We start from the raw sequence: 26,207 nt of genomic DNA on the forward strand, positions 1-26,207 counted from the left end.
AAATCAGCTTCGCTTTGTACAGCGCGCAAGCTGGCCTTTCGGTTCCAGAAGGGCACGGATTTCGCGCGATAGGATTTTAACGGGCCGGGCAATCGGGCCAGAGCAACAGTCGGTTTCCCGGAGCGGCAAATGTCTGAAAAACCCGTCATCATCATCACCGGATGTTCCTCGGGCATCGGCGCCCATTGCGCCGGCGCGCTCCACCGGGACGGCTGGCGGGTTTTCGCCACCGTGCGGCGCATCGCCGACATGGCGGCGCTTGAGAACCAGGGCATCGAGACCCTGATCATGGACTATACCAAGCCGGAAACCATCGCCGCGCTGGTGGACACCGTCACAGCCCGGACCGGCGGCCGCATCGATGCGCTGTTCAACAACGGCGCCTATGGCCAGCCGGGCGCGGTAGAGGATTTGCCCGTCGAAGCGTTGCGGGCGCAGTTCGAAACCAATGTCTTCGGCTGGCACGATCTGACGCGGCGGGTCATTCCCTTCATGCGCGCCCGGGGTGCGGGGCGCATCGTGCATTGCTCCTCCATCCTCGGCCTTGTGCCTTATCGTTATCGCGGCGCTTACACCGCCTCGAAATTCGCCCTTGAGGGGCTGGGCGTCACGCTGCGCATGGAGCTTCAGGGCAGCGGCATCCATGTCAGCCTGATCGAACCGGGGCCGATCACCTCCAAATTCACCGCGACGGCTCTTGCCCATATCAACGAGCACATCGATCTCGAAAATTCCGCCCATGCGGCGGAATATAAACGCCAGCTGGCGCGCATGGATGGTTCCGGCCCCGTCAACCGCCACAAGCTTGGCCCGGACGCCGTTTATGCCGTGTTGAAACATGCCCTGACCGCCAAAAGGCCGAAACCGCATTATCCCGTTACCGTGCCGGCCAAACAGGGGCTTGTGCTGAAACGGCTCTTGCCTGCCGGACTTTTCTATCGTCTGCTGCGCAGATTCGATTGAGGAGGAGTAATAACGCATGTCCGGCTTCACCACCGTTCTGGCCCTTATCGTCATGGGCCTCGTCGTCATCGTGCTGATACGCGGCCTCTTCAACATGCTGAAGGGGCAGGACGCCAACCGCTCCAACAAGCTGATGCAGCTTCGCCTGCTTTTGCAGGCTGTGGCGATTGTGCTGATCATGTTCACCCTCTGGCTCACCGGCGGCGGCCGCTGACATGGTGAAGCTGAACAAGATCTACACCCGTACCGGCGACAAGGGCACCACGGCGCTGGTTTCCGGCCCGCGCCGCCTGAAGCACGATCTTCGCGTCGAGGCCTATGGCACGGTGGACGAAACCAATTCGGCCATCGGCGTCGCGCGGCTGCATACGGGTGAGATGGAAAAGCTGGATGCCATGCTCTTCCGTATTCAGAACGATCTTTTCGATCTCGGCGCCGATCTCGCCACGCCGGAAAGCGGCGAACCGCTTTCCTACGAGCCGCTGCGCATCGTCGAAAGCCAGGTCACGCGGCTGGAAAACGAAATCGACGATCTCAATGCCGCCCTTGAACCGCTGACCTCTTTCGTGCTGCCGGGTGGCAGCGCTGCGGCGGCCAGCCTGCATATGGCCCGCACCGTCTGCCGGCGCGCTGAAAGACTGATGGTGGAACTTTCCGTCACTGAGAATGAGATCGTCAGCCCCGCGGCGCTGAAATATGTCAACCGCCTGTCCGACTTCCTGTTCGTCGCCGCCCGTTTCGCCAATGATGCGGGTAAGGCCGATATATTGTGGGTTCCCGGCAAGAACCGCTAAAGCGTTTCAATGACGCAACCAAAGGGCGTTCGATGTTCATACCGCTGCACGATGCGAATTCCCTCAAACATATCCGGCTGCAATATGTCACCATCGGCCTGATCGTGGTCAATGTGCTGGTCTGGCTGTTTACCGGGGTGCTTGCCAGCGATACTGAGGCCAATGCGGCAGCCCTTGGCCTCGGTTTCATTCCGGCGGTGGTGTTCGATTACGCCTATCTGGAACCCGCCCTGCAGGTCGTGCCCGATGACCTGACCGTTGTCACCTATGCTTTCCTGCATCTCGATTTCTGGCATCTGGCCGGCAACATGCTGTTTCTCTGGGTCTTCGGCGACAATGTCGAGGATGCGCTCGGCCATTTGCGTTTCCTGATCTTCTATATCGCCTGCGCCATCGCCGGCGCGCTGTTTCACGGTTTCGTCGCCCCCACCTCCGAAGGTCCGCTGATCGGCGCTTCGGGTGCGGTTTCCGGCGTCGTCGCGGCCTATTTCCTGCTGCATCCCAGGGTGCGCGTCTGGGTGCTGGTTCTCATGCGCATTCCGCTTCCTTTGCCCGCTTTCATTCCGCTGGCGCTGTGGATCGGCCAGCAGTTCCTGATGCTGGCGCTTGGGCTCGAGGAAAACGTTTCCTGGGGCGCGCATGTGGGCGGCATCATGGCGGGCGCAATCATGGTGATCTTCATGCGCAGGCGGGGCGTTCCCCTGTTTGACCGCACCATTGTTCCGCCGAGGGCGGCACAGTTCAAGAATCCGTCGCAAACGGCGGGGTTGTCGCAAATCGAACGGGGCTATGACGGGAGCAGATGAGCTCTTGCGAAAGAGATAGAGTATTTACGTGAACGTCAACGTAAGATATGCCTTGCGTGCATGCGATAATGAAGATTGCTCCGTTGTAATTGCGGGAAAAATGCTTATCCATGTCGCCAACCTGTTTTTGGAGGTCCGCGCGGTCAACTGGCCAAAGCGGACAGGAGTTTGAGGAAAGCCGCCGATGAAGATTCTTGTCCCCGTCAAACGAGTCGTCGATTACAACGTGAAGATCCGCGTAAAATCGGATGGTTCAGGCGTTGAGCTTGCGAATGTTAAGATGTCGATGAACCCGTTCGACGAAATCTCGGTGGAAGAGGCGCTGCGCCTGAAGGAAGCCGGCAAGGCCGAAGAAGTCGTGGTCGTCTCCATCGGCCCGGCCAAGGCGGAAGAGACGCTGCGCACCGCGCTCGCCATGGGCGCCGACCGCGCCATCCTGATCGAGACCGACGAAACTGTCGAGCCGCTCGCCGTCGCCAAGCTTTTGAAGGGCGTGGCGGAAGCCGAACAGCCCGGCCTCGTCATCGTCGGCAAGCAGGCAATCGACGACGATTCGAACCAGACCGGCCAGATGCTGGCCGCCCTTCTCGGCTGGGGCCAGGGCACCTTCGCCTCCAAGGTCGTACCGTCCGACGGCAAGGTCGCGGTCACCCGCGAAGTTGATGGTGGACTGCAGACGGTCGAGCTGAAGCTTCCCGCCGTTGTCACCACCGATCTTCGCCTGAACGAGCCACGTTATGCCTCGCTGCCGAACATCATGAAGGCGAAGAAGAAGCCGCTCGACAAAAAGGCGCCGGCCGATTTCGGCGTCGATGTTTCGCCGCGCCTGAAGGTGCTGAAGACCGAAGAGCCGGCAGGCCGCAAGGCCGGCATCAAGGTCGGCTCGGTTGCCGAGCTGGTCGAAAAGCTCAAAGCCGACGGCGTCCTCTAAGGTTTCGGAAAAGGGAGATATTCTTATGGCCATTCTTCTTCTGGCAGAACACGACAACGCAACCCTTTCCGACCTGACGGCAAAGACGCTGACGGCGGCAACCCAGATCGGCGGCGATGTCCACGTGCTGGTCGCCGGCTCCCGCGCCAAGGGTGCAGCTGACGCTGCCGCAAAACTCTCCGGCGTATCCAAGGTGCTGCTCGCCGACGACGCCTCCTATGCCAATGCGCTGGCAGAGCCGCTGGCGGCGCTGATCGTCTCGCTCGCGCCTTCCTATGACGTCATCATCGCCCCGGCGACCGCCTCGGCCAAGAACGTGACGCCGCGCGTTGCGGCGCTTCTCGATGTGGCGCAGGTCTCGGAAATCATCGAGGTCGTCAGCGCTGATACCTTCAAGCGACCGATCTATGCCGGCAACGCCATCCAGACGGTGCAGGCGACCGATGCGAAGAAGGTCATCACCGTGCGTCCGACCGCCTTTGCAGCCGCAGCCGAAGGCGGTTCGGCAGCAGTCGAAACCATCGGCGCTGCCGCAAACCCGGGCCTTTCCAGCTTCGTTTCCGATGCCCTGGCGTCGTCCGACCGTCCGGAACTGACCTCTGCGAAGATCATCATCTCGGGTGGCCGCGCGCTCGGTTCGTCGGAGAAGTTCAAGGAAGTCATCCTTCCCGTCGCCGACAAGCTGGGTGCCGCCGTCGGCGCCAGCCGTGCGGCCGTCGATGCCGGTTATGCGCCGAACGACTGGCAGGTTGGCCAGACCGGCAAGGTGGTTGCGCCGCAGCTTTACATCGCCGCAGGCATCTCGGGCGCCATCCAGCATCTGGCCGGCATGAAGGACTCGAAGGTCATCGTCGCCATCAACAAGGACGAGGAAGCGCCGATCTTCCAGGTGGCCGACTACGGCCTCGTCGCAGATCTCTTCGAGGCGCTGCCCGAACTCGAAAAATCGCTGTAATTTAAGCATAAATTGGAGGCGGCGCGTTTTTTAAACGCGCCGCCTTCTCTTTTTCGGCGATATGCGTAACATCGCCGGCAATAACGCAGACAAAATCCCTGAGAGGAGACCAGCCTATGACCGCCCCCTTTAAGAACATCGGTGTCATTGGAGCCGGTCAAATGGGATGCGGCATTGCGCATGTCTCCGCCATCGCCGGCTACAAGGTGCATATCTACGATCTTTCCAAGGAGGGCATCGAGGCCGGTCTTGCCACGATCAACGGCAATCTCGCCCGCCAGGTGACCAACGGCAAGCTTTCCGACGACGCCCGCAAGCAGGCGCTGGCGCTGATCAGCGGTTCGACCGACATCAACGATCTGGCGGCCATGGACCTCGTCATCGAGGCCGCGACGGAAAACGAGGAAATCAAGCGCAAGATTTATGCGCAGGTCTGCCCGATCCTTAAGCCCGAGGCGCTGCTCGCTACCAATACGTCGTCGCTCTCCATCACCCGGCTTGCATCCGCCACCGACCGTCCCGAACAGTTCATGGGCATCCACTTCATGAATCCGGTGCCGGTCATGAAACTGGTGGAACTGGTGCGCGGCATCGCCACCAATGAAAAGACCTTCGACGCGGCGAAGGATTATGTGCGGACGCTGGAAAAGGCGATCACCGTTGCCGAGGATTTCCCGGCCTTCATCGTCAACCGCATCCTGCTGCCGATGATCAACGAGGCGATCTATACGCTTTATGAAGGCGTCGGCTCGGTGGAAGCCATCGACACCGCCATGCGGCTCGGCGCCAACCACCCGATGGGACCGCTGCAGCTTGCCGATTTCATCGGTCTCGACACCTGTTTGTCGATCATGCAGGTGCTGCATGACGGCCTTTCCGACAGCAAATACCGCCCCTGCCCGCTGCTGGTCAAATATGTCGAGGCCGGCTGGCTCGGCCGCAAATCCGGCCGCGGCTTCTACGACTATCGCGGCGAGACGCCGGTTCCGACGCGCTGAACCCCTTCACCTGAACCCTCAGGCAATGAGCAGGTAAATGATCGCTCCGACGCCGGCGGCGACGACGGATGCAGCCGTAAGCAATCCGCAATAAACGAGCGTTCCGGAAACGGCGGCGACGAATACGCGCCCTACCGCGTTGGCGGCGAGTGCAGCGAGGATCGCGCTCGCCACGATATCCGGCGACAGATTCTGTGCGCTGGTTCGCAACGCACTGAGAACGGCGACGTCGGCATCGAATATGGCCGACAAGGCCGTGAGGGCGATGAAGCCGCCCGTGCCGATCCAGACGAGAAGAACGGCATTCAGCGTTCTCGTCGCGGCAAAGAGGGCGGCGAAAATCGCAAGCGGCGCCAGTTCGAACGGGTTCTTTGCGTCGATTTCCTGTCCGGACTGCGTGTCCTGCAGCCTTATCAGGCCAGCGCCGCTCAACCCGAGAACAAGTGCAGCGGCCAGTACTGCCGGTGCGATAAGGGAAAAAGTCGTCAGCGAAAGGGCAAGAACGATAACGAGGACCCGGAGCAGCGATACGGCCGCGGCCAGCGCCGCTACACCGGCGAGAGGCCACACGTTTTCACCGCTTTTCGCCTTCTGCCCAAAGCTGGCGGTTACGGCGGTCGATGAAACGAGGGCTCCCGCCAGCCCGGTCACCAGCAGGCCACGGGTTGAGCCGAGGAGGCGCACGGCAATATAACCACAATAGGAAATCGTGGCGCTGAGCACGGTGAACAGCCATATTTCCCAGGGGTTGAACCCACCCCACGGATCGATTGTCCGGTTCGGAAGGATCGACAGACCGACGGCGGTCATCACCGCAAGCACCAGCGCGGAGCGCAGTTCGATCCATGTCAGCCGTTTCAGCAGGCGGTGGAGGACTTCCCTGCCAGCGAGCAATGCCGCAAGGGCAGCACCACCAGCCGCCGCCGCCTGATATTGCGCCGTTACCGCAAGCCCGCCGAGGGCAAAGACGCAGAGCGCCGCCACCACGCCAGTGACACTGAAATCATTGTCATGGCGCGCCTCGCGCAGCTTGAACCATGAAAAACTGAATGCGAAACCCAGAAAACCCGCTGCGAAGGCGAAGGCACCGTTCTGCTCGGCGGCCAATATGCCGAAGACGCCACCCAGCAGACCGGCAATGCCATAGGTCCTGATCCCGGCGGTACGGCTGCCCGCCGGCGCATCGCGTTCCCGCCAGCCGCGCTCAAGACCGACAAGCAGGCCGATGGCGAGGGCAAGACCAAGCCGGGGAATAAGCAACTCCATATCGGCACCCCTTCATGGCGGAAGCGAGAATCATTATACGAGGCGGGCACGGGCTTGTCTGTACATGCCCGTCCGCTGGAAAGGCCCCGCTTTGAAGGCGGTTGCGGCCCACAGCCCTCAATATCCAGCCTCCGGCATCATTTTACAGTCGCGGCTGTCACCAGCGCCTTGGCATCCTCGCTGTCCCACGCCGCCGGGCCGTTCATGGCCGCAAGCAGGCAGCCGTTTTCATCCAGCAGCAGGGTTGCCGGCAGGCCGAAAGCGAGACCTTCCTTTTTCAGAACGTTGAAGACGCCCATGGAACTGTCGCGGTAGTGCTTCAGGGCATCGATCTTGTATTCATCCATGAAGGCTTTCGGTTTTTCATCCGCGCCGGTATCGATATTGACGGCCACGACCTCGAAAGCGTTACCGCCCTTTTCCTTTTCAAGCGCGTTCAGCGCCGGCATCTCTTCGCGACAGGGTACGCACCATGTGGCCCAGAGGTTGAGAAGAACCGCCTTGCCCTTGAGATCGGCAAGCGTCATGTCCTGCGCCTGCGGCCCCTTGAATGAGAGAGGAATGATGCGCGGCGTGTCCGTGGCCGACATGGCCGCCACCTGCCCCTTCAGAAACGGCTTCAGCGAGGCGATGCGGTTCGCCGCCCCCTCACATAAACCGGCGTCAGTCACCGCTGCCCCTTGAACCGGGCTCTCAGACCCAATATGCCTGAACCAGACCGCGCCCGCGCCGCTTAAGACACCGGCAACGGCAGCAATTGCAACCAACTTGGCGGAAGGAAGCCTGAACGGCCTTTTTTCTGTCATCGAATACTCCAGGGCACTGCGAACATGGCTGACGGCACAGATCAGAAATCCTCCAACCAGATGTGGGGCGGGCGTTTCGCTTCCGGGCCATCTGCCATCATGGAAGAGATAAATGCCTCCATCGGCTTCGACAAGAAGCTTTACGCCCAGGATATCCGCGGCTCTATGGCGCATGCCGCCATGCTGGCGGAAAAAGGCATTATTTCGCAGGAAGATAAAGACAAGATCACTCACGGCCTGAACACGATCCTGTCAGAGATCGAAGCCGGCAACTTCGAATTCTCGCGCAAGCTCGAAGACATTCACATGAACATCGAGGCGCGGCTTGCAACGCTGATCGGCCCCGCCGCCGGCCGCCTGCACACCGCCCGTTCGCGCAACGACCAGGTGGCGCTCGATTTCCGCCTGTGGGTCAAGGAAGAACTGCAAAAGACGGAGGGTATGCTGACCGCCCTCATCGCCGCCTTCCTCGACCGCGCCGAAGAAAATGCCGACACGGTGATGCCGGGCTTCACCCATCTGCAAACCGCCCAGCCCGTCACCTTCGGCCATCATTGCATGGCCTATGTGGAAATGTTCGGCCGTGACCGCGCCCGCGTGCGCCACGCCATCGAACATATGGATGAAAGCCCGATCGGCGCGGCTGCCCTTGCCGGCACCGGTTATCCCATCGACCGCCATATGACGGCGAAGGCGCTCGGTTTCCGCGAGCCGACCCGCAATTCCATCGACACCGTCTCCGACCGCGATTTCGCGCTGGAATTCCTGTCTATCGCCTCCATCTGCGCCACGCATCTGTCGCGCCTCGCCGAGGAAATCGTCATCTGGTCGACGCCGCAATTCGGCTTCATCCGCCTGTCGGATGCCTTCTCCACCGGCTCCTCGATCATGCCGCAGAAGAAGAACCCCGACGCCGCCGAACTGGTACGCGCCAAGACCGGCCGCATCAACGGCTCGCTGATCGCCCTTCTGACAGTGATGAAGGGCCTGCCGCTTGCCTATTCCAAGGACATGCAGGAAGACAAGGAACAGGTTTTCGACGCCGCCGAGAGCCTGGAACTGGCGATTGCCGCCATGACCGGCATGATCCGCGACCTTGAAGTGCGCAAGGACCGCATGCGCGCCGCCGCCGGTTCGGGCTATTCCACCGCTACCGATCTTGCCGACTGGCTGGTGCGCGAAGCGGGCCTGCCCTTCCGCGATGCCCACCATGTGACCGGCAATGCCGTGGCGCTGGCGGAAAAGAAGGGCTGCGATCTCGCCGATCTTTCGCTTGAGGAATTGCAGGCCATCCACCCCGGCATCACCAAGGGTGTTTTCGACGTTCTCTCCGTCGAGGCATCGGTCGCCAGCCGCGTGAGCTTCGGCGGCACGGCCCCTTCCGAAGTGAAGAAGCAGATCGCCTGGTGGCGCGGACGCAACTGATAAAATCGCGTTACGCTGCGATCACAAGAAACAGGGTGCACAAGCGCCCTGTTTTTCGTTATCAGAGAGGCACATATTTCCTTTGGACAGGCTCATGCTTTCAAAAACCGCGCGTAAACTCATCGTTCCCATCGGCATGACGCTCGCCGTCAGCCTTGCTCTCAGCGCCTGCGGGCGTAAGGGCGACATCGACCCGCCGAGCACGCCGGTCGAAATGCGCAACAAGCGCAATGCCGACGGAACGGAGACGAAGCCGGCGACAGCGGAACGGCCGTTCATTCTCGACAAGCTTCTCTGACGGATAAAAGCCTGTGAACCATTTTGGCTATATCGACGGCGTGCTGCACGCCGAAAACGTGCCCGTGCCTGAGATCGCCAAGGCGGTCGGTACGCCATTCTACGTCTATTCGACTGCGACGCTGGAGCGCCATTACAAGGTGTTTTCCGGCGCCTTTGCCGATGTGGACGCCATGGTCTGTTACGCCATGAAGGCCAATTCCAATCAGGCGGTGCTGAAGACGCTGGCAAAGCTCGGCGCCGGCATCGACGTCGTCTCGGGCGGCGAATTGCGCCGTGCACTCGCAGCCGGCGTTCCGGCAAGCCGCATCATGTTTTCCGGCGTCGGCAAGACGGTGGCGGAAATGGATTATGCGCTGGAAGCCGGCATCTACTGTTTCAACATCGAATCCGAGCCGGAACTGGAAGTCCTCAACCTGCGCGCCGTGAAAGCGGGCAAGCGGGCGCATGTCTCCTTCCGCATCAATCCGGATGTGGATGCGCGCACCCACGCCAAGATTTCCACCGGCAAGAAAGAGAACAAGTTCGGCATTTCCTATGAACGGGCGCGGGCGGTCTATGCCCATGCCGCCACCCTGCCCGGCATCGAAGTCACCGGCATCGACATGCATATCGGCAGCCAGATCACCGAATTGCAGCCTTTCGAGGATGCCTTCCGGCTGCTGCGCGAACTTGTCGAGGCGCTGCGCACCGACGGCCACACGATCAGCCACGTCGATATCGGCGGCGGTCTCGGCATTCCCTATCGCGATGACAATAATCCGCCGCCGCTGCCGGATGCCTATGCCCATATCGTCAAGAACGAGCTGAAGAGCCTCAACTGCAAGATCGTGACCGAGCCGGGCCGCCTGATCGTCGGCAATGCCGGCATTCTGGTGACGGAAGTGATCTATGTGAAGGACGGCGGCGAAAAGACCTTCGTGATCGTCGACGGCGCGATGAACGACCTCATCCGCCCGACGCTTTATGAGGCCTATCACGGCATCCGCCCTGTGGTGCAGCCGGCAGAGAATACGCTGCGCATCAAGGCCGATATCGTCGGCCCGGTTTGCGAGACCGGCGATTATCTGGCGCTGGACCGGGAGATGGCTGCCCCGCAGCCGGGCGATCTGATCGCCGTCAGTTCCGCAGGTGCTTATGGCGCGGTGCAGGCCGGCACCTACAACTCGCGCCTGCTGGTGCCGGAAGTGCTGGTGAAGGATGACAAGTTCCACGTCATCCGCCCGCGCGGCACCTATGAAGAGCTGATCGCGCTCGATTCCGTGCCCGCCTGGCTCGATTGATCTCGCCCACCTCACCGGTTGGCCGATCACAATCAAGCGAAGCTGCCTAAAAAATGGGGGTGAGGGCCTGGGCGCCCTCGTCTTCGCCACAAAGAATGTTATCCTTGCTCCCGTGATATAAGCAGCGCGCCGTTCCGGGAATGGCGTTCGACGTGGCCAGAACCGGGAGAACGGATTGATGACCACAGCCGGAGAGGACAGGACAGGCAGAAAGCGCCCGACCGGCGCATTCGCGCAGCGGCCGGACCTTGCCCGCCGGGTTGCCGCCAAGCGCTTCTTCGCGAAAATCGTCCTGCTTTCGGAAAAAATTGCGCCGAAAACGCTCTGGCCCCTCTCCATCGCCGCCGTGTTTCTGGCGCTTGGCTGGTTCGGCCTCTACCGGCAGATGCCGGATTTCCTGCGGCTCGGCGTTGTTTTCGTGCTCGTCTTCTCCTTCATCGCCACTCTCCTGCCAATCCTGAGGCTAAAATGGCCGACGGACCACGATGCATCCCGCCTGCTTGAAGACCGCAACGGTCTCGCGCACCAGCCGGTTGGCGTGCAGGAGGACGAACCGGCCTTCGATACGCCCTTTTCCCGAACGCTGTGGAAAGAACACCAGATCCGCATGGCGGAGCGCATCGCCGCACTGAATGCCGGCCTGCCGAAACCCGATATCGCCCGTTATGACCGCCTCGCGCTGCGCGCCGTTCCCGCCCTTCTTCTGGCAGCCGCCTTCGGTTTTTCCTATTCCAACGGCGCGGGCACGATTGCCGATGCGTTCCGCAGCCAGCCGGCCGTCGGTCCGCTCAATCCCGATATCCGTCTCGATGCCTGGGTCACGCCGCCATCCTATACCGGCCGCGCACCGATTTTCCTGACCGGACGCGATGCAACCAACCGCGATACGGTTTCCGTGCCGCAATCCTCCAGGCTGACGATCCGCATGACCGGCGGCGATGGCGGCGAGGAGGTGACGTTCGAACCGGAAATGGCAGGCGCGCTGCAAAAGCTGTCGCCGGAAGCGGCGCGTGCCGATAGCGCAAGCGGCGATATCGCCGTTCAAGCGCCGGTTCGTTCGGCGGATCAGCCCGTCGCGCCGCGCACTTTCGCCATGGATGTTACCGAAAGCGGCATGATTACCGCGAATGGCGAACAATGGGTGTTCAACGTCATCCCCGACCAGCCGCCCAGCATCGCCTTCGACAACATGCCGCGGCGCGCCGTCAATGGCGCGCTGGAAGTGGGCTTTACCGCCAAGGACGATTATGGGCTTAAGGAAGCCCATGCCATCATCGAGCCGATTGGCGTTGCGGAAGGTGCGACCGCGCTTTATCCGCCGCCGGAATTCAAGCTCGATCTGCCGCGGCAGAACAATCGCGAGATCAAGGGCCTGACCAGCCGCAACCTGACCGAACATCCGATGGCAGGAAAACGCGTGCGCATCACGCTGGTGGCGACGGATGGCGCCGGTCAGACCGGCCGCAGCCCCGCACATGAAATGGTGCTGCCGGGCCGCAATTTCTCCGAACCGCTCGCAGCCTCCATTGCCGAGCAGCGGCAGATATTCTCGCTTGATACGCGCCAGATGCCGAAGGCGATCGCCTATAACGAGGCGGTGGGCCTGCGCCCGGAAGAGACCATTCCCAACACGACGCATTATCTCCTGCTGCAATCGGCGCAGACCCGCATGCGCCTCGCCTATAATGAGGAAATGCTGAAGGACACGGCCGATTACCTCTGGGAGATCGCGCTCGGCATCGAGGACGGCGATCTTTCGCAGGCCGAAAGACGCCTGCGCGATGCACAGACTGCGCTTTCCGACGCGCTTCAGCGCAATGCGTCCGACGAGGAAATCGCCAAGCTGATGCAGGAACTGCGCGAGGCCATGCAGCAGTTCATGAGCGAGCTTGCGCAGCGCATGCAGAATGCGCCGCAGGCCAACATGAACAGCCAAGCACAGAACGTTCTGCGTCAGCGCGATCTGGAAAACATGATGAACCAGATCGAGAACCTCGCCCGTTCCGGCAATCGCGACGCGGCGCAGGAAATGCTCTCGCAGCTGCAGCGCATGATGAACAATCTGCAGGCCGGCCGGCCGCAGCGTCAGGGCCAGCAGGGACAGCAGCAAAGCAGTAAGATGCGCCAGCAGATCGACAAGCTGGGCGAAATCCTGCAGCAGCAGCAGAAGCTGATGGACGAGACCTTCAAGCTGGATCAGGCGCTGCGCGACCGCATGCAGCGCGGCGACCCGCAGCAGGGCGGCGAAAACGAAGACCAGCAGATGGGCGAAAACGGCCAGCCGCCGCAAGAGGGGCAGCAGGGTCAACAGGGCGAAAATGGCCAGCAGGGCGGGCAGCCGAGCGACCAGATGACCGCCGAACAATTGCGCGAGGCGCTGAAAAACCTGAGGGCGCAGCAGGATGCGCTTGGCAAGCAGCTTGGCGAATTGCAACAGGGGCTTCGCGATCTCGGCATGGAACCGGGCGAAAACTTCGGCAAGGCGCAGCAGGAAATGCAAGGAGCCGGCGAGGCGCTGGGCAAGGGCCAGGGCGAGCAGGCTGTCGAAGGTCAGGGCAATGCGCTGAATGCGCTGCGCCAGGGCGCGCAGGACATGATGGGCCAGATCATGCAGGCCATGCGCCAGCAGGGCCAACAGCCGGGACAGGGTCAGGAAGGCATGGCGGGCCAGGGCGGCCAGAATGGCCGCGATCCGCTCGGCCGTCCGCGCAGCACCACTGGGCCGGATTTCGGCGATCAGGTGAAGGTGCCGGATGAAATCGACGTGCAGCGCGCCCGCGAAATCCTCGAGGCGATCCGCGAAAAGCTCGGCAACAATCCGCCCGGTGAAATCGAGCGGCGGTATCTGGAGCGGTTGCTGGATATACAGTGAGGGTTACGCGCAGGTAATGCTGCGCCTCGTTACATCTTCAGCGCCTAAACTTTTTCGTCATGCCGGACTTGATCCGGCATCCAGCTGACGCGCGTCTGCGCGGCGGAAAGAGTTCTTTCAGCCCAAGGACTTGGGCTGGCTGGATTCCGGCTCAAGGCCGGAATGACGCAGGTAGGGAACCGCGTTGAGCCAGGGGGCTGACCAACAAAAAAGACGGCCCGACGGCCGCCCTTTAAATCTCTGCGCCCTTACCACTCAGGCCGCAAGCGCCCGTGCCACAGCCTTGCGGATATCCGGAAGCGCAAAGGGTTTGGAAACCACATCAACGATCTTCTCCGCAAGATCGTCAGCCCGTTCGCGCTGTTCGGCATAACCCGTCATCAGCAAAATGCGCATGGCCGGGAAGCGTTCGGCGGCGCGGTGCGCCAGCTCGATGCCATCCATGACCGGCATGCGGATATCCGAGAGAAGAAGATCGAAACTGGTTTCCTGAAGCTTTTCCAGCCCCTGCTCGCCATCCGCCGCCTCATGGGTCTCGTGACCGTCGAGACGCAGCGCGCGAGCGACGAAAGCCCGCAATGCATCCTCGTCTTCGGTAATCAGAATCTTCGCCATTACTCATTGCTCCTGGGCATCATTTCCAGCCGTGAGCAACATCGCAGGCTCCTCTTTTCAAGAGGTAAACACCCAGCCCTTCGCTGGGTGAATGGTTAACGAGGCGTCTCCGCGCTGTGCCGTTCCGGCACGGCAAAAGTGCTCAGGCGTCGCCGGTCACGACGCCGACAAAGGGCAGCTCGCGGAAGGCATAAGCGACATCCATGCCGTAACCCACGACGAAATAATCCGGACATTCGAAACCGACATAATCGGCCTCCAGATCTTCCTTGCGCTTGACCTTCTTGTCGAGCAGCACGGCGATGGTGACGTTGCGGGCGCCACGCTCGTAGAGCAGTTCCTTGGCGAAACGCAGCGTGCGGCCGGATTCGAGAATATCATCGATCAAGAGGACATCGCGGTCCTTCACGTCGCTGTCGATATCCTTGACGATCCTCACACCTTGCGAAACCGTGCCGGCGCCATAGCTCGACAGGGTGATGAATTCGACTTCGGGAGCAAGGCCGCTGTCATGCAGCGCGCGGATAAGATCGGCCGCGAAAATGAACGATCCCTTGAGCACGGCAATGACCAGCAAATCCTTAGTCGGGCCGCTGGCAATGTGCTTGGCCATATCGCGATTGCGCTCGGCGATCTGCTCGGCGCTATAAAGCGGCTCGATGTTTTTTCCACGGACGACGGGCATTCTTTCTCCTGTGCTGCGCCTTGCCGATTTTACCTTTCAGTAAAAATACGAAGACCACGCGTTAGCACAGTCAGCGTTCGGACGCACCCGCCTCAACAAAGGAAAGCTTGATCTCAGGCGTTTTTCCACCGGGATGGCGCAACTTTGCCGAAAAACCGTGGCTGAAACCAGGCTGCATCTCTTTCACCGGCGGTTCGATGACCATGTTGGCCACCAGCTGTCCCTTGGCGGCGAAGAGATCGGCGCGGAGGGCCGGCACCTCTTCAAGATTGCCGCCATTGTTTTCGACGATGCCGTTGATGAGCAGAGTATCCATGCCGTCCGCCTCCATCGGGGTCACGGTGACATGGGAAATGGCGAGCGGGTTCACCGAAGCGGCAACAGCCGGCTTTTCCGGCACGACCACCGAAAGACCGCCCGAGCAGACGAAGACGAAAATCGCGAGCCCCGCCACCAGCGCCGAATAGGCATCAGCCGAAAGACGGGACAATCTGCGGTCCAGCCAGCCGATGAAGGCAAGGCCGAGCACACCGATGGTGACGGGCGGTTTTGCCGCCTGCCGGCGCGCAGCACCACGATTGTCATTTCCGGGTTGCCGCGCACGGTTTTCCTTGATGGTGACAAATTCCGCGTCTACCACATCGCGGTCGGGATTTGCCGCCCGCGTCGTGCGGCGCACCGGCGTTTCCGGCATCAGGAGGTCGAAATCGAATGCCGCTTGCCGGCGAGATGAACGGAACATAGCCATAGAATTCCTTGGGTGAGGTTTTCCGGCCCGCAAAACTGGGCATTGCAACGAATCCTGCCAAGTTTTAAATTTAATTGGTTAATGCTTCGCAAAAACGGCTCGCACAGGCTGCCGGATCCGGGTTAAACCCCGACATCCGAACCCCACGCGCCAGCGGCTTGCGAACCACCACGAAACGAAGAGACTGGAAGTCCGTTGATCCATTTCGAAAATGTCGGGTTGCGTTACGGCATGGGACCCGAGATCCTGAGGGACATGACCTTCGATATCCCCAAAGGTTCGTTCCAGTTTCTGACCGGCCCGTCGGGCGCCGGCAAGACGACGCTGCTCCGCCTGCTTTTGATGTCGCTGCAGCCGACGCGCGGCAATATCCGCATGTTCAACCGCGATGTGTCGCGCATTCCGCGCAGCGAGTTGCCTATGCTGCGCCGCCGCGTCGGTATCGTGTTTCAGGATTTCCGGCTGCTCGATCATCTGACGACCTATGAGAATGTCGCCCTGCCCCTGCGCGTGCGCGGCAAGGAAGAGAGCGCCTATCGCAACGATGTGATCGAGCTTCTGAAGTGGGTGGGGCTCGGCGAGCGCATCAATGTGCTGCCGGCCATTCTTTCCGGCGGGGAAAAGCAGCGCGCCGCCATTGCCCGCGCGCTGATGGACCAACCCGAAATCCTGCTGGCCGACGAGCCTACCGGCAACGTCGATCCGCCGATGGCCAAGCGCCTTCTCAACCTTTTCCTGGAACTCAACCGGCTGGGCACGGCCGTCGTCATCGCCACCCATGATTTCGGCCTGATGGACCAGATCGATGCGCGCCGAATGATCCTGACCGAAGGGCGGCTCGACATCTATGAATGAGATCAACCGCAAACAATTGAAGCCGGAAGCGGCGCAGCCGAAGCGCCCGCCCATGCGCATCCGCCCGATGGCGCCCATACTGCCGCCCTCCAATATTCAGGGCAACGCGCTGATGGTGGTCATCGCCATCATGGCCTTTCTCGCCTGCCTGACGCTGGGCGCCGTCTCCATGGTGCGCGCCACCGCCGCCACCTGGCAGAGCCAGATTTCCCGTGAGATCACCATCCAGATCAAGCCCGAGGACGGGCTGGACATGGATGCGGCGCTCTCCAAGGCGCGCAACCTGGCGCTCACCTTCGTCGGCACGCGGGATGGCACCATCCTCGACGATGCGGCGACATCGCGCCTTTTGGAGCCGTGGCTCGGCAGCGGTCTCGATCTTTCCGAATTGCCGGTGCCGCGTCTCGTCGTCATCACCATCGATGAAAACAATCCGCCCGATTTCCAGGCGATGCGCGATATGCTGAAGGCCGAGATTCCGCAGGCATTTCTGGACGACCACCGCACCTGGGTCGACAGGCTGGTCTCCATGGCCAGAACCACTGTCATGATCGGCGTCGGCGTTCTTATCCTCGTCTTCACCGCCATGGTGCTGACGGTGGTGTTTGCGACGCGCGGCGCGCTTTCCGGCAACCGGCATATCGTCGAGGTTCTGCATTTCGTCGGCGCGGAAAGCAGTTTTGTGGCGCGCGAATTCCAGAAACACTTCCTGAAAATCAGCCTCAAGGGGGCGGCGGCGGGCAGCGCACTGGCCGCGGCGGTTTTCCTCGTCGCCGGTTTCTGGCAATCGAGCACGGTCGCCACGCCGCAGAGCGATCAGGCGAGCGCGCTTTTCGGCTCATTTTCGGTCGGTCTCGGCGGCTATTTCGGCATTGCCATGACGATGATCATCATCGCGCTTTTGACCACCATTACGGCGCGCGTGACCGTCATCCGCACCATCGACGATATCGACCGCGTCCGCTCCGATCCATCGAAAAGCGACGGCCTTGCATCGTGAGAACACCCCCGGAATCCTGCGATAAAACTGAAACCGTCACAAGCCGGATGTAACCTGCAGACGGTGGACAAAAATGCCTGTTCCTTGCCTTAATCGGCGAGTATTCAGGAGGAATGTTTGTGAGTCGGATGGACCAGGATCAGACGACAGCGCGACCGGCCAGAAAGGGCCTGTTGTCGCGGCGCGGTCCTCTGCGCCGTTTTATTCGCGGCCTCATCCTGCTTTGCGTCATTGTGCTCGGCGCATTTTCCGGCGGTTTCCTTTGGTTTGCCGATTCCGTCGCCTCCATGCGTCCGCCGGAGGGAGCGAGAGGCGATGCCATCATCGTGCTTACTGGCGGTTATCAGCGTATCGAACAGGCGGTCGGCCTGCTGAGAGACGGCGTGGGCAAGCGGCTTCTGATTTCCGGCGTCAACCCGGCCACCACCCGCGCGCAAATCCGCAAGATGACGCAGGGGTCATCCGACATGTTTTCCTGCTGCGTGGATATGGGCTACAAGGCGATAGACACGATTGGCAACGCCAGTGAGGCGGCAAGCTGGATACGCGACCACAACTATTCCTCCATCGTCGTCGTCACCAATAATTATCATATGCATCGCAGCCTGCATGAATTGCGCAGCGCCAGCCCGCAGACACAATTCATCGCCTATCCCGTCATCAGCGCCGATCTCGCCCGCACCAACTGGTTCGTGGAGCCGGATGTGGTGAGAACAATGCTTTACGAATATCTGAAGTTCGTGGCGGCGGCGGGGCGCGACCTCACCGGTTTCGGCAAGGGCGACGGTCTGCGCAAGGCCGCCGCAGATCATTCCCGGATAAAGACGACAAGCGCTTCTTCCTGACCGGCGAGAACGCGCTTGCTGCGGCCCCTTGTTTTCGTGTAGGCGTCTGGCATCGGCATCCGGCATCGAGGCCTGTCCAAGGCTTCGGAACGGCTGCGCTCCGGGAAGGCTGTTGATGCTCAAGCTGCGCTCTTTTCTTTTCAATACGCTGTTTTATCTCAACCTGATTGTCCGCATGATCGTGCTGACGCCGATCTATTTCATCCTGCCGCGCAAGATCGCCTTCGAAATTCCCAAGAACTGGGCGCGCTCCAATCACTGGCTGATGAAAACCATCGTCGGCACCACCTTCGAGATCGAGGGGCTGGAAAACATTCCCGAGACCGGCTGCATCTTCGCGCCTAAGCATCAATCCTTCTGGGATACCTATGCGCTGCTCCCCAATCTGCCAGACCCCGTTTACATTCTAAAACGGGAGTTGATGTGGATTCCGCTGTTCGGCTGGTACGTGATGAAACAGCGTATGATCCCGGTCAACCGCGCCGCACGCGGCAAGGTGATGCTGAAGGTGATGGAGCGGGCGAAAGAAGAAATGGCCGCCGGTCGCGAGCTCATCATCTATCCCGAAGGCACGCGCCGCCCGCCGGGCGCCGAGCCCGAATATCGTTATGGCATCGCAAGGCTTTACCGCGATCTGCAGGTTCCGGTCATTCCCGTCGCCATGCATCCCGGCCTCTTCTGGCCGCGCCGTTCCACCATGCGTTATCCCGGCCATTTCAAGGTGCGTATCCTGCCGGCCATCGAGCCGGGGCTGGACCCGGACGTGTTCTTCAAGCGCCTGATCGACGTGACGGAAAAGGCGAGCGACGAGTTGCTGCTGGAAACCGTGCGCAACAACCCGCATTTGCCGCTGCCGCCGACCGCCGTGAAGCGGATCGCCGAACTTCAGGGCAGGGAAACCATGGCCGACTGAGCGGCGAGAGTGCCGACATTTTTGGCGATGCTCTCCAGCAGGGAGTCGCGAATGCCCATCTCCTGCAGATGCTGCACGGTGTTGAAGACATAATCCGTATTCGGCCCGGACCGGCCCGATGCGGCTGCGACGATGGTCGCCGATTCGGCAACGCCGAGACCGCCGATATATTGCTCATGCGCGGGATCGGCCACATAGGTCACCGCGCTGCTGCGTCTGCCATCGGAAAGCGCGATGGAAACCAGCCGCTCCTTATAGACATTCGTCACCAGTTCGCGCTCGCGCAGATAGATCATGACCGGCTCGCGGTCCTGTCCGCGCACGCGGAAAGCGACGCCAAGGCAGGAGCCGCCGCGCTCCAGGCCGAGAACGAGACCGGGCTTTTCTTCGGTGCCTCTATAAAAGTTGGAACTGATACAAAGCGAGCGCCGATACCCGTGCAGCCGCGCCTGCTGCCTCTCTTCAAAGGCGAAGCCGGGGTTCCACATCAACGAACCGTAGCCAAAGACCCAAAAATCGTCCATATCCCAAGCCAAATCGAAATTGTCTGAAGTCTGTTCATCGGAGATCAATATGGCAGCGTCAAGCCAATCCGGCACCGCCAAAAAATTCCTCTGGCTCGCCATCGCCATCCTCGTGGTCATCGGACTTTATACCGCCGGGTGGTTTTACGCCGCCGACAGGCTGAGGCAGACGGTTCTGAACGTCATTGCCCCCTCACAGGCCCGCAGCGTCAGCGGCGAATGCGGCGATATCGCCTTCAAGGGTTATCCCTTCCGCATCGGCCTCTTTTGCTCCAGAGTGACGGTGGATGACAAGGAGAACGGCGTTTCCGCTTCCTTCGGCGAACTTCGCTCGGCGGCGCAGGTCTACAATCCCGGCCACATCGTCTGGGAACTCGATTCGCCGGCGGAAATCCGTTCCGCCCACGGTCTGACGATTTCGGCCGCCTGGCAGAACATGCAGTCCAGCATCGTCACCAAGCTGAAGGGCATCGACCGCAGCTCGCTCTTCATCGATGGGCTGAAGGCGCAGGCTGTTTCTTCCGTCACCGGCCAGACCATCGATTTCGATGCGGTAAAAACGGAAATGCATCTGCGCCAGAACGGCGCCGATCTCGACGGGGCCATCACGCTCACCGACTCCGCAACCGTCATCAAGGACTGGCCGCAGCTTCTGCCGCGCCTCAACGCCATTGCCGATGTCACCCTTGCCGGGAAGGCGGGCATGGTGGATGGCAGCGACAGATCGGGCCTTTATGGCGCGAGCGGCGAGCTTCGCCGGCTGGTGGCCGATATTGGCGAAGGCCGAACCATGCGCATCAGCGGCCCCTTCTCCTTCGACAATGAGGGCTATCTCTCCGGCCAGTTCAAGCTGGAAATCGAAAAGCTCGGTGCATGGTCGGACAATGCCAAGCAGGTCTTCCCGCAGCTGCAATCCACCATCGATACGGCCCGCAAACTGCTCGGCGCGCTCGCCGGCGGCGGTGACCGGGCATCCGTCGATCTCGTTGTGGATCGTGGCCGCGCCACCGTCAGCGGCTTTATTCCGCTGGGCAAAATTCCGCCGATCTGAGTGGCGATCAGGTCCTGAATCGTAAAAGAGTCTACTCACGGCGCAGACGCGCCGTGGCTGGATGCCGGATCTAGTCCGGCATGACGGAGAGAGCAAATCGCGCGTTGCCTTGCAGGCCTACTTCTTCTGGTCCAGCGCGTGACGGCCGAAGTCCGGTGCGTCGACATCCTGGCCCGCCTGCACGATAGAGCGGCGGATGGCGCGGGTGCGGGAAAACAGTTCGAACAGCTTGTCGCCCTCTCCCCAGCGGATCGCCCTTTGCAGGGATGCCAAGTCTTCGGAAAATCGCGCCAGCATCTCGAGGATCGCATCCTTGTTATGCAGGCAGACATCGCGCCACATGGTGGGATCGGAGGCGGCGAGACGGGTGAAATCGCGGAAACCGGAGGCGGAATATTTGATGACTTCCGATTCGGTCACCGTCTCCAGATCGTCCGCCGTGCCGACGATATTGTAAGCGATGATGTGCGGCAGATGCGACACGATCGCCAAGACCTTGTCGTGGTGTTCGGCATCCATCTCATCCACGCGCGAACCGAGCGCCCGCCAGAAATCCTTCAGCCTTTCCAGAGCCTCGGTATCCGTGCCCGGCAGCGGCGTGAAGATGCACCAGCGGTCGCGGAAGAGACCTGCAAAACCGGCATCCGGGCCGGATTTTTCCGTACCGGCCAGCGGGTGGCCGGGAATGAAATGCACATTGTCAGGCATATGCGGCGCCATCTGCGCGATGACCGAGGCCTTGGTGGAGCCGACATCGGTCACGATGGCGCCCGGCTTCAGATGCGGGGCGATCTGTTGCGCCACACTTTCCGACGCGCCGACCGGCACCGAGACGATGACGAGATCGGCATCCTTTACCGCGTCTCCCGCCGAAACGGTGTAATCCGTGCCAAGCGCCAGTTCTTCCGCCCGTTTCAGCGTGTCTTCGCTGCGGGTGGAAATGGTCACATGGCGGGCAAGCCCCAGTTCCCTTACATCGCGGGCAATCGACGAGCCGATCAGGCCGATGCCGATCAGCGCGATGCGTTCAAACATGATCTCAGCCATCACGCCTGCCCCATGAACTCGGTAAGGGCCGCGATGACGCCGAGATTGGCTTCTTCCGAGCCGACAGTCATTCTCAGCGCATTCGGGAAACCGTAGCCACGTACCGCACGCAGAATGTAACCGCGGCGGCTCAGGAACTCGTCCGCGTCCGCCGCGCGCTTGCCGTCCTGATCCGGGAAATGGATGAGGATGAAGTTGGTGACCGAAGGCGTGACGGTGAGGCCAAGGCCGGTAAAGGTCGTGACCAGCTTTTCCATCCACAGCGCGTTATGCGCCACGGCCTTCTCTACGAAGGCCTGATCGCGGATTGCCGCAGCACCCGCCGCGATGGCCGGCGCGCTCATGTTGAACGGGCCGCGCACACGGTTCAGCGCATCGATGACAGCGGCAGGGCCATACATCCAACCGACGCGCAGGGCGGCGAGGCCGTATACCTTGGAGAAGGTGCGGGTCATCACCACGTTGCGGTTGCCGGAGACCAGCTCAAGACCGGCCTCATAATCATTCTTGCGGACATATTCTGCGTAAGCCGCATCCAGCACCAGCACGACATGTTTCGGCAGGCCGGCCTGCAGGCGGCGGATTTCCGCAACGGGAACATAGGTGCCGGTGGGATTGCCCGGATTGGCGACGAAAACCATCTTGGTCTTCGGCGTCACGGCGGCGAGGATCGCATCCACATCCACCGCACAATCCTTTTCCTTCACCGTCACCGGGGTCGCGCCCGCGCCCATGATCTGGATCTTGTAAACGAGGAAACCGTGTTCGGTAATGATCGCCTCATCGCCCGCGCCCAGATAGACGTGGCAAAGCAGGCCGAGAAGCTCGTCCGAACCGTTGCCGCACATGATGTTCGCGATGTTGAGACCGTGCACGTCGGCAATCGCCTGACGCAGCGCGATCGCCTGGCCGTCCGGATAGATTTCCAGATGGCTGGCAGCCGTACCGAAAGCCTCTATCGCCTTCGGGCTCGGCCCAAGCGGCGTTTCATTGGAGGAGAGCTTATAAACCTTCGCAACGCCGTCCACATGTTCCTTGCCCGGAACATAAGCGGCGATATCCAGAATACCCGGACGCGGAACAGGTTGGCTAAGCTCTGCACTCATTTGATCGACCTTTGGAAAAGCGCCGGAGAACCCGGCAAAAGCAATGCCGGAGGCATTAGACCGGAATGGGTGCTTTGTCGAGGGTCAGAAGCTTTCCCTGTTTCGCGGCAGTGCGGATCAGTGCGTGCGCTCGAACGGTATCTGCTTATCAGGCCTGCCCCACGAACTCGGTGAGGGCCGCAACGACGCCGAGATTGGCCTCCTCCGAACCCACCGTCATTCTGAGCGCATTCGGGAAACCGTAACTGCGCACCGCACGGAGAATATAACCGCGGCGGCTCAGGAAGGCGTCAGCGTCAGGTGCACGCTTGCCGCCCCGATCGGGGAAATGGATTAGCAGGAAATTGGCGACGGAGGGCGTAACGGTCAGGCCGAGCGCGGTGAGCGCATGGGTCAGCCTGTCGCGCCAGAGCTGATTGTGCTCAATGGTCGTTTCGACAAAAGCCTGATCGTGCAAGGCAGCAGCACCGGCGGCAATCGCGGGCGCATTCAGGTTGAACGGGCCGCGCACACGGTTCAGCACATCAACGACCTCCATCGGACCGTACATCCAGCCGATGCGCAGTGCGGCAAGACCGTAGGCTTTGGAAAGCGTGCGGGTCATAACGACATTCGGGTTACCGGACACAAGCTCGACACCGGTTTCATAGTCGTTGCGGCGCACATATTCAGCATAGGCCGCATCGATCACCAGAAGAACATGCTTCGGTAGGCTGGCGTGCAGGCGGCGGATTTCCGCAACCGGAACATAGGTGCCGGTGGGGTTGCCCGGATTGGCGACGAACACCATCTTGGTCCTCGGCGTCACCGCCGATAAAATAGCGTCCACGTCGACAGTGCAATCCTTTTCCTTGACTGTGACCGGTGCCGCTCCTGCCGCGATGATCTGGATTTTGTAAAGGAGAAAGGCGTGCTCCGTAACGATCGCCTCATCGCCCGCGCCGAGATAGGCCCTGCAAAGCAGTTCCAGCAGCTCGCCGGAACCATTGCCGCAAATAATATTTGCCAGATTGAGACCGTGAACTTCCGCAATTGCGTGACGCAGCGCGGCGGCCTGACCGTCCGGGTAAATTTCCAGATGGCCGGCGGCCTCGCCGAAAGCCTCTATCGCCCTCGGGCTTGGCCCAAACGGCGTTTCGTTGGCGGAAAGCTTATAAACCCTGACGACGCCATCCACATGTTCCTTCCCGGGAACATAAGCCGCAATATCGAAGATACCCGGACGGGGAACAGGTAGGCTAAGCTCTGCGCTCATTTTTATCGACCTTTGAAAAGACGTCGGAGAACCCGGCAAAAGCAACGCAGAAGGCCTAAGACGGAATGGTCGCTTTGTCGAGGGTCAGCGCGGCTTTCCTTGGCTTGCGGCAGTGCGGGTGGTGGGCACCCCCTGCGGAGCCAGCACTGGCACAAAAACGCGACGCGAGGCGCGCTGGGTGACGGGCAATCCCTGATAGAGACGCTTCTGGGCTTCCACCACGATGACACCGGAAAAAAGCGGCCACAGCCGGCGGCCGGTATGTTCGAGATAGCGGCGGAATTTCAGTATCGGCCGGCTGGTGGTGGGCGGAAAGAACAGCGCCTCGGCGGTAGCGCCCGGCGTAAAATTCGTTTCGCGCAAAAGCGCCGTCAGCTGTCCGCGTGAATAGGGTCTTCCGGAACCGAAGGGCGTATGTTCCATGCGCGCCCAGACGCCGCGCCGGTTCGGCACCACGATCACCAGACGGCCGCCGGGCGCCAGCACCCGCCACAGTTCCTTCAGGCTTTCACGCGGATTTTCGGCAAATTCCAGCGCGTGTACCATCAAGACGCGGTCTATCGACGCATCGGGGAGCGGCAGTTCCTCGTCGAACACCAGCGCGGTGGAAGACAGCTCGCCCGCCGGCCAGTTCACCGCCCCCTGCCCCGCCGGCATGAAGGCGAAGGTGCGCTCCGTATCGCGGCGAAACCGCTCCAGAAACGGCACAGCGTAACCAAGGCCGACCAGCCGCTCTTCCGGCAAAGGCGGCCACAGCGTCGAAAGCGCCATGGTGATCGCCTGCTCGGCCGAGCGGCCAAGCGGAGAATGATAGAATTCGCGCAGATCGACGATATCGGTATTCATGGGCGAGAATGTAGCATCAGGCGGTTGGACTTCAAGGCGTCTGCCCTTACATAGAAGGTCAGGCGGGCGAATGCGCCGGTTTTGGCCGGCAAATGGAGAGGATAAGATGAAACCTTTGGAAATAGACGTCTTTCTTTGCCGCAGCGACAATTTCGGGGTTCTTCTGCACGATCCCGAAAGCGGCGCGACGGCCACCATAGACGCACCGGAAGAAGGACCTATCCTGCAGGCGCTCGACGGCCACGGCTGGAAGCTCACACACATCTTCACCACCCACCACCATCAGGACCATGTGGAAGCCAATCTTACCCTGAAAGACAAGTTCCGCTGCGAAATTCACGGCCCCTACGACGAAGCGGTTGCGATCCCCGGTCTCGACCGTTCGCAGGCCGATGGCGACGAGTTCGAATTCGCCGGCCGCCGCGTTCAGGTCATCGCCACGCCCGGCCATACGGCGGGACATATCTGTTATTATCTGCCCGATGACGGGCTGCTTTTTGCCGCCGATACGCTGTTTGCCATGGGCTGCGGCCGCCTGTTCGAACGTCCGGCGGCGGATATGTGGCATTCCTTCCAGAAACTCATGGCGCTGCCGGATGAGACCAAGGTTTATTTCGGCCATGAATATACGCTGACGAATGCCCGTTTCGCCCTCACCGTCGATCCGGAAAATGCTGTGCTGAGCGAGCGCGCGGCCCACATCGAGAAGGCGCGGCAGGCGAATGAATTCACCATTCCCACCACGATCGGGCTCGAAAAACAGACCAATCCCTATATGCGGGTGGCCGATGCCGGTATTCGCAAATATCTTGGCCTTGAAAGCGCCACCGATGCCGATGTTTTCGCGGAAATCCGCACACGCAAGGACAATTTCTGATGGGAACGGATATATCGGCGCAGGCGATCATTCGCGAACTGGGGCTGGAGCCGCATCCCGAGGGCGGTTTTTACCACCAGACATTCCGCGACAAGGCAGGCGGTGAGCGCGGCCATTCGACGGCGATCTATTATCTCCTGGAAAAGGGCGACCGCTCGCACTGGCACCGGGTCACCGATGCGGTGGAGGTCTGGCACTATTATGCCGGCGCGCCGATCGCGTTGCATCTTTCGCAGGACGGCCGGGAAGTGCAGACCTTCACGCTCGGCCCCGCCATTCTTGAAGGCGAGCGCCCGCAGGTCATCGTTCCCGCCAATTGCTGGCAATCGGCCGAAAGCCTCGGCGACTTCACGCTCGTCGGCTGTACCGTCTCGCCGGGCTTTGCCTTTTCGAGCTTCGTTATGGCAGAGCCCGGCTGGTCGCCGGGTGATGCGCCGTAATTGC

Annotated in this window: 28 protein-coding genes; 18 read left to right on the top strand and 10 right to left on the bottom strand. The window is 61.0% G+C overall.

Going from position 1 to position 26,207, the window contains the following annotated elements; genetic code table 11:
* The first annotated feature begins 129 nt into the window (after positions 1–129).
* The 7 genes from ACIK7D_RS15385 to ACIK7D_RS15415 all read left to right on the top strand — a co-directional run bounded on the left by ACIK7D_RS15385 (position 130) and on the right by ACIK7D_RS15415 (position 5,447).
* Positions 130–963 carry an SDR family oxidoreductase gene (locus ACIK7D_RS15385; protein WP_174036976.1) on the top strand — a complete coding sequence of 278 codons (834 nt, stop codon included), beginning with the start codon at positions 130–132 and terminating at the stop codon, positions 961–963.
* Positions 964–979: 16 nt separating this feature from the next.
* On the top strand, positions 980–1,177 hold the full coding sequence (locus ACIK7D_RS15390) for a twin transmembrane helix small protein (protein WP_003520830.1): 198 nt from the start codon (positions 980–982) through the stop codon (positions 1,175–1,177).
* A 1-nt stretch (position 1,178) separates the two neighbouring features.
* Positions 1,179–1,757: a cob(I)yrinic acid a,c-diamide adenosyltransferase gene (locus tag ACIK7D_RS15395; protein ID WP_400156724.1), complete on the top strand. Its 579-nt coding sequence runs from the start codon at positions 1,179–1,181 to the stop codon at positions 1,755–1,757.
* A gap of 32 nt (positions 1,758–1,789) precedes the next feature.
* On the top strand, positions 1,790–2,563 hold the full coding sequence (locus tag ACIK7D_RS15400; protein WP_262531413.1) for a rhomboid family intramembrane serine protease: 774 nt from the start codon (positions 1,790–1,792) through the stop codon (positions 2,561–2,563).
* Between the two features lie 184 nt (positions 2,564–2,747).
* Complete coding sequence (locus ACIK7D_RS15405; protein WP_003520827.1) at positions 2,748–3,494, top strand: electron transfer flavoprotein subunit beta/FixA family protein; 747 nt, start codon at positions 2,748–2,750, stop codon at positions 3,492–3,494.
* 25 nt (positions 3,495–3,519) lie between these two features.
* The gene (locus ACIK7D_RS15410; RefSeq protein ID WP_400156725.1) at positions 3,520–4,449 is read left to right on the top strand and encodes an electron transfer flavoprotein subunit alpha/FixB family protein; all 930 of its coding nucleotides are present in this window, start codon (positions 3,520–3,522) and stop codon (positions 4,447–4,449) included.
* A 116-nt stretch (positions 4,450–4,565) separates the two neighbouring features.
* A complete protein-coding gene (locus tag ACIK7D_RS15415; RefSeq protein WP_003523331.1) occupies positions 4,566–5,447 on the top strand; it encodes a 3-hydroxybutyryl-CoA dehydrogenase in 882 nt (293 codons plus the stop codon).
* 18 nt (positions 5,448–5,465) lie between these two features.
* On the opposite strand, the gene ACIK7D_RS15420 is transcribed toward ACIK7D_RS15415, so the two are convergent.
* Positions 5,466–6,713, bottom strand: a complete 1,248-nt coding sequence (locus tag ACIK7D_RS15420) for an MgtC/SapB family protein (protein WP_400156726.1) — start codon at positions 6,711–6,713, stop codon at positions 5,466–5,468.
* A 137-nt stretch (positions 6,714–6,850) separates the two neighbouring features.
* Positions 6,851–7,519, bottom strand: a complete 669-nt coding sequence (locus ACIK7D_RS15425) for a thiol:disulfide interchange protein TlpA (RefSeq protein WP_137453754.1) — start codon at positions 7,517–7,519, stop codon at positions 6,851–6,853.
* 24 nt (positions 7,520–7,543) lie between these two features.
* Between ACIK7D_RS15425 and argH the strand changes: the two genes are divergently transcribed.
* From argH to ACIK7D_RS15445, 4 genes are all read left to right on the top strand, one after another.
* Positions 7,544–8,944 carry an argininosuccinate lyase gene (argH, locus tag ACIK7D_RS15430; RefSeq protein ID WP_400156727.1) on the top strand — a complete coding sequence of 467 codons (1,401 nt, stop codon included), beginning with the start codon at positions 7,544–7,546 and terminating at the stop codon, positions 8,942–8,944.
* A gap of 94 nt (positions 8,945–9,038) precedes the next feature.
* Complete coding sequence (locus ACIK7D_RS15435; protein WP_020809890.1) at positions 9,039–9,242, top strand: lipoprotein; 204 nt, start codon at positions 9,039–9,041, stop codon at positions 9,240–9,242.
* 13 nt (positions 9,243–9,255) lie between these two features.
* The gene (lysA, locus tag ACIK7D_RS15440) at positions 9,256–10,524 is read left to right on the top strand and encodes a diaminopimelate decarboxylase (protein ID WP_400156728.1); all 1,269 of its coding nucleotides are present in this window, start codon (positions 9,256–9,258) and stop codon (positions 10,522–10,524) included.
* Positions 10,525–10,702: 178 nt separating this feature from the next.
* A complete protein-coding gene (locus ACIK7D_RS15445) occupies positions 10,703–13,396 on the top strand; it encodes a TIGR02302 family protein (RefSeq protein WP_400156729.1) in 2,694 nt (897 codons plus the stop codon).
* Between the two features lie 255 nt (positions 13,397–13,651).
* Here the strand turns inward: ACIK7D_RS15445 and ACIK7D_RS15450 are convergent, their stop codons facing one another.
* From ACIK7D_RS15450 to ACIK7D_RS15460, 3 genes are all read right to left on the bottom strand, one after another.
* Positions 13,652–14,011 carry a response regulator gene (locus ACIK7D_RS15450; protein ID WP_003497441.1) on the bottom strand — a complete coding sequence of 120 codons (360 nt, stop codon included), beginning with the start codon at positions 14,009–14,011 and terminating at the stop codon, positions 13,652–13,654.
* 142 nt (positions 14,012–14,153) lie between these two features.
* Positions 14,154–14,696, bottom strand: coding sequence for a hypoxanthine phosphoribosyltransferase (hpt, locus tag ACIK7D_RS15455; protein WP_077985217.1), 543 nt, complete (start codon positions 14,694–14,696; stop codon positions 14,154–14,156).
* Between the two features lie 70 nt (positions 14,697–14,766).
* Positions 14,767–15,438: a hypothetical protein gene (locus ACIK7D_RS15460; RefSeq protein ID WP_400156730.1), complete on the bottom strand. Its 672-nt coding sequence runs from the start codon at positions 15,436–15,438 to the stop codon at positions 14,767–14,769.
* A gap of 201 nt (positions 15,439–15,639) precedes the next feature.
* Between ACIK7D_RS15460 and ftsE the strand changes: the two genes are divergently transcribed.
* The 4 genes from ftsE (at position 15,640) to ACIK7D_RS15480 (ending at position 19,057) form a co-directional block, all read left to right on the top strand.
* Complete coding sequence (ftsE, locus tag ACIK7D_RS15465; protein WP_003497447.1) at positions 15,640–16,299, top strand: cell division ATP-binding protein FtsE; 660 nt, start codon at positions 15,640–15,642, stop codon at positions 16,297–16,299.
* On the top strand, positions 16,292–17,299 hold the full coding sequence (locus tag ACIK7D_RS15470; protein WP_020808964.1) for an ABC transporter permease: 1,008 nt from the start codon (positions 16,292–16,294) through the stop codon (positions 17,297–17,299). Before ftsE ends, ACIK7D_RS15470 begins: the two co-directional genes overlap by 8 nt.
* A gap of 128 nt (positions 17,300–17,427) precedes the next feature.
* The gene (locus ACIK7D_RS15475) at positions 17,428–18,144 is read left to right on the top strand and encodes a YdcF family protein (protein ID WP_164865301.1); all 717 of its coding nucleotides are present in this window, start codon (positions 17,428–17,430) and stop codon (positions 18,142–18,144) included.
* A gap of 115 nt (positions 18,145–18,259) precedes the next feature.
* On the top strand, positions 18,260–19,057 hold the full coding sequence (locus tag ACIK7D_RS15480; RefSeq protein ID WP_400156731.1) for a lysophospholipid acyltransferase family protein: 798 nt from the start codon (positions 18,260–18,262) through the stop codon (positions 19,055–19,057).
* On the opposite strand, the gene ACIK7D_RS15485 is transcribed toward ACIK7D_RS15480, so the two are convergent.
* Positions 19,030–19,581: a gamma-glutamylcyclotransferase gene (locus tag ACIK7D_RS15485; protein ID WP_400156732.1), complete on the bottom strand. Its 552-nt coding sequence runs from the start codon at positions 19,579–19,581 to the stop codon at positions 19,030–19,032. The genes ACIK7D_RS15480 and ACIK7D_RS15485 overlap by 28 nt on opposite strands.
* A gap of 49 nt (positions 19,582–19,630) precedes the next feature.
* On the opposite strand from ACIK7D_RS15485, the gene ACIK7D_RS15490 reads away from it, so the two are divergent.
* A complete protein-coding gene (locus ACIK7D_RS15490; protein ID WP_400156733.1) occupies positions 19,631–20,632 on the top strand; it encodes a DUF2125 domain-containing protein in 1,002 nt (333 codons plus the stop codon).
* A gap of 117 nt (positions 20,633–20,749) precedes the next feature.
* Here the strand turns inward: ACIK7D_RS15490 and ACIK7D_RS15495 are convergent, their stop codons facing one another.
* The 4 genes from ACIK7D_RS15495 to ACIK7D_RS15510 all read right to left on the bottom strand — a co-directional run bounded on the left by ACIK7D_RS15495 (position 20,750) and on the right by ACIK7D_RS15510 (position 24,886).
* On the bottom strand, positions 20,750–21,679 hold the full coding sequence (locus tag ACIK7D_RS15495; RefSeq protein WP_400156734.1) for a prephenate/arogenate dehydrogenase family protein: 930 nt from the start codon (positions 21,677–21,679) through the stop codon (positions 20,750–20,752).
* A complete protein-coding gene (gene hisC, locus ACIK7D_RS15500; protein WP_020808958.1) occupies positions 21,679–22,785 on the bottom strand; it encodes a histidinol-phosphate transaminase in 1,107 nt (368 codons plus the stop codon). Before hisC (ACIK7D_RS15500) ends, ACIK7D_RS15495 begins: the two co-directional genes overlap by 1 nt.
* A 148-nt stretch (positions 22,786–22,933) precedes the next feature.
* Entirely contained in the window at positions 22,934–24,040 is a 1,107-nt protein-coding gene (hisC, locus tag ACIK7D_RS15505) for a histidinol-phosphate transaminase (protein ID WP_400156735.1), read from the bottom strand.
* Between the two features lie 84 nt (positions 24,041–24,124).
* A complete protein-coding gene (locus ACIK7D_RS15510; protein WP_003523306.1) occupies positions 24,125–24,886 on the bottom strand; it encodes a class I SAM-dependent methyltransferase in 762 nt (253 codons plus the stop codon).
* A gap of 106 nt (positions 24,887–24,992) precedes the next feature.
* Here ACIK7D_RS15510 and gloB point away from each other — a divergent pair, with 106 nt between their 5' ends.
* Together gloB and ACIK7D_RS15520 are read left to right on the top strand one after the other, a co-directional pair.
* Positions 24,993–25,763, top strand: a complete 771-nt coding sequence (gene gloB / locus ACIK7D_RS15515) for a hydroxyacylglutathione hydrolase (protein WP_400156736.1) — start codon at positions 24,993–24,995, stop codon at positions 25,761–25,763.
* Entirely contained in the window at positions 25,763–26,203 is a 441-nt protein-coding gene (locus ACIK7D_RS15520; RefSeq protein ID WP_162691912.1) for a cupin domain-containing protein, read from the top strand. Before gloB ends, ACIK7D_RS15520 begins: the two co-directional genes overlap by 1 nt.
* Positions 26,204–26,207 lie beyond the last annotated feature (4 nt).

This window comes from Agrobacterium sp. P15N1-A (genome assembly GCF_044626815.1).
Lineage (GTDB): Bacteria > Pseudomonadota > Alphaproteobacteria > Rhizobiales > Rhizobiaceae > Agrobacterium > Agrobacterium leguminum.

Bases quoted from the DNA above. Each gene is read 5' to 3' on its own strand.
- ACIK7D_RS15385 (WP_174036976.1), top strand. From the start codon at position 130: ATGTCTGAAAAACCCGTCATCATCATCACCGGATGTTCCTCGGGCATC.
- ACIK7D_RS15390 (WP_003520830.1), top strand. From the start codon at position 980: ATGTCCGGCTTCACCACCGTTCTGGCCCTTATCGTCATGGGCCTCGTC.
- ACIK7D_RS15395 (WP_400156724.1), top strand. From the start codon at position 1,179: ATGGTGAAGCTGAACAAGATCTACACCCGTACCGGCGACAAGGGCACC.
- ACIK7D_RS15400 (WP_262531413.1), top strand. From the start codon at position 1,790: ATGTTCATACCGCTGCACGATGCGAATTCCCTCAAACATATCCGGCTG.
- ACIK7D_RS15405 (WP_003520827.1), top strand. From the start codon at position 2,748: ATGAAGATTCTTGTCCCCGTCAAACGAGTCGTCGATTACAACGTGAAG.
- ACIK7D_RS15410 (WP_400156725.1), top strand. From the start codon at position 3,520: ATGGCCATTCTTCTTCTGGCAGAACACGACAACGCAACCCTTTCCGAC.
- ACIK7D_RS15415 (WP_003523331.1), top strand. From the start codon at position 4,566: ATGACCGCCCCCTTTAAGAACATCGGTGTCATTGGAGCCGGTCAAATG.
- ACIK7D_RS15420 (WP_400156726.1), bottom strand. From the start codon at position 6,713: ATGGAGTTGCTTATTCCCCGGCTTGGTCTTGCCCTCGCCATCGGCCTG.
- ACIK7D_RS15425 (WP_137453754.1), bottom strand. From the start codon at position 7,519: ATGACAGAAAAAAGGCCGTTCAGGCTTCCTTCCGCCAAGTTGGTTGCA.
- argH (WP_400156727.1), top strand. From the start codon at position 7,544: ATGGCTGACGGCACAGATCAGAAATCCTCCAACCAGATGTGGGGCGGG.
- ACIK7D_RS15435 (WP_020809890.1), top strand. From the start codon at position 9,039: ATGCTTTCAAAAACCGCGCGTAAACTCATCGTTCCCATCGGCATGACG.
- ACIK7D_RS15445 (WP_400156729.1), top strand. From the start codon at position 10,703: ATGACCACAGCCGGAGAGGACAGGACAGGCAGAAAGCGCCCGACCGGC.
- ACIK7D_RS15450 (WP_003497441.1), bottom strand. From the start codon at position 14,011: ATGGCGAAGATTCTGATTACCGAAGACGAGGATGCATTGCGGGCTTTC.
- hpt (WP_077985217.1), bottom strand. From the start codon at position 14,696: ATGCCCGTCGTCCGTGGAAAAAACATCGAGCCGCTTTATAGCGCCGAG.
- ACIK7D_RS15460 (WP_400156730.1), bottom strand. From the start codon at position 15,438: ATGTTCCGTTCATCTCGCCGGCAAGCGGCATTCGATTTCGACCTCCTG.
- ACIK7D_RS15470 (WP_020808964.1), top strand. From the start codon at position 16,292: ATGAATGAGATCAACCGCAAACAATTGAAGCCGGAAGCGGCGCAGCCG.
- ACIK7D_RS15475 (WP_164865301.1), top strand. From the start codon at position 17,428: ATGGACCAGGATCAGACGACAGCGCGACCGGCCAGAAAGGGCCTGTTG.
- ACIK7D_RS15480 (WP_400156731.1), top strand. From the start codon at position 18,260: ATGCTCAAGCTGCGCTCTTTTCTTTTCAATACGCTGTTTTATCTCAAC.
- ACIK7D_RS15485 (WP_400156732.1), bottom strand. From the start codon at position 19,581: ATGGACGATTTTTGGGTCTTTGGCTACGGTTCGTTGATGTGGAACCCC.
- ACIK7D_RS15490 (WP_400156733.1), top strand. From the start codon at position 19,631: ATGGCAGCGTCAAGCCAATCCGGCACCGCCAAAAAATTCCTCTGGCTC.
- ACIK7D_RS15495 (WP_400156734.1), bottom strand. From the start codon at position 21,679: ATGGCTGAGATCATGTTTGAACGCATCGCGCTGATCGGCATCGGCCTG.
- hisC (WP_020808958.1), bottom strand. From the start codon at position 22,785: ATGAGTGCAGAGCTTAGCCAACCTGTTCCGCGTCCGGGTATTCTGGAT.
- hisC (WP_400156735.1), bottom strand. From the start codon at position 24,040: ATGAGCGCAGAGCTTAGCCTACCTGTTCCCCGTCCGGGTATCTTCGAT.
- ACIK7D_RS15510 (WP_003523306.1), bottom strand. From the start codon at position 24,886: ATGAATACCGATATCGTCGATCTGCGCGAATTCTATCATTCTCCGCTT.
- gloB (WP_400156736.1), top strand. From the start codon at position 24,993: ATGAAACCTTTGGAAATAGACGTCTTTCTTTGCCGCAGCGACAATTTC.
- ACIK7D_RS15520 (WP_162691912.1), top strand. From the start codon at position 25,763: ATGGGAACGGATATATCGGCGCAGGCGATCATTCGCGAACTGGGGCTG.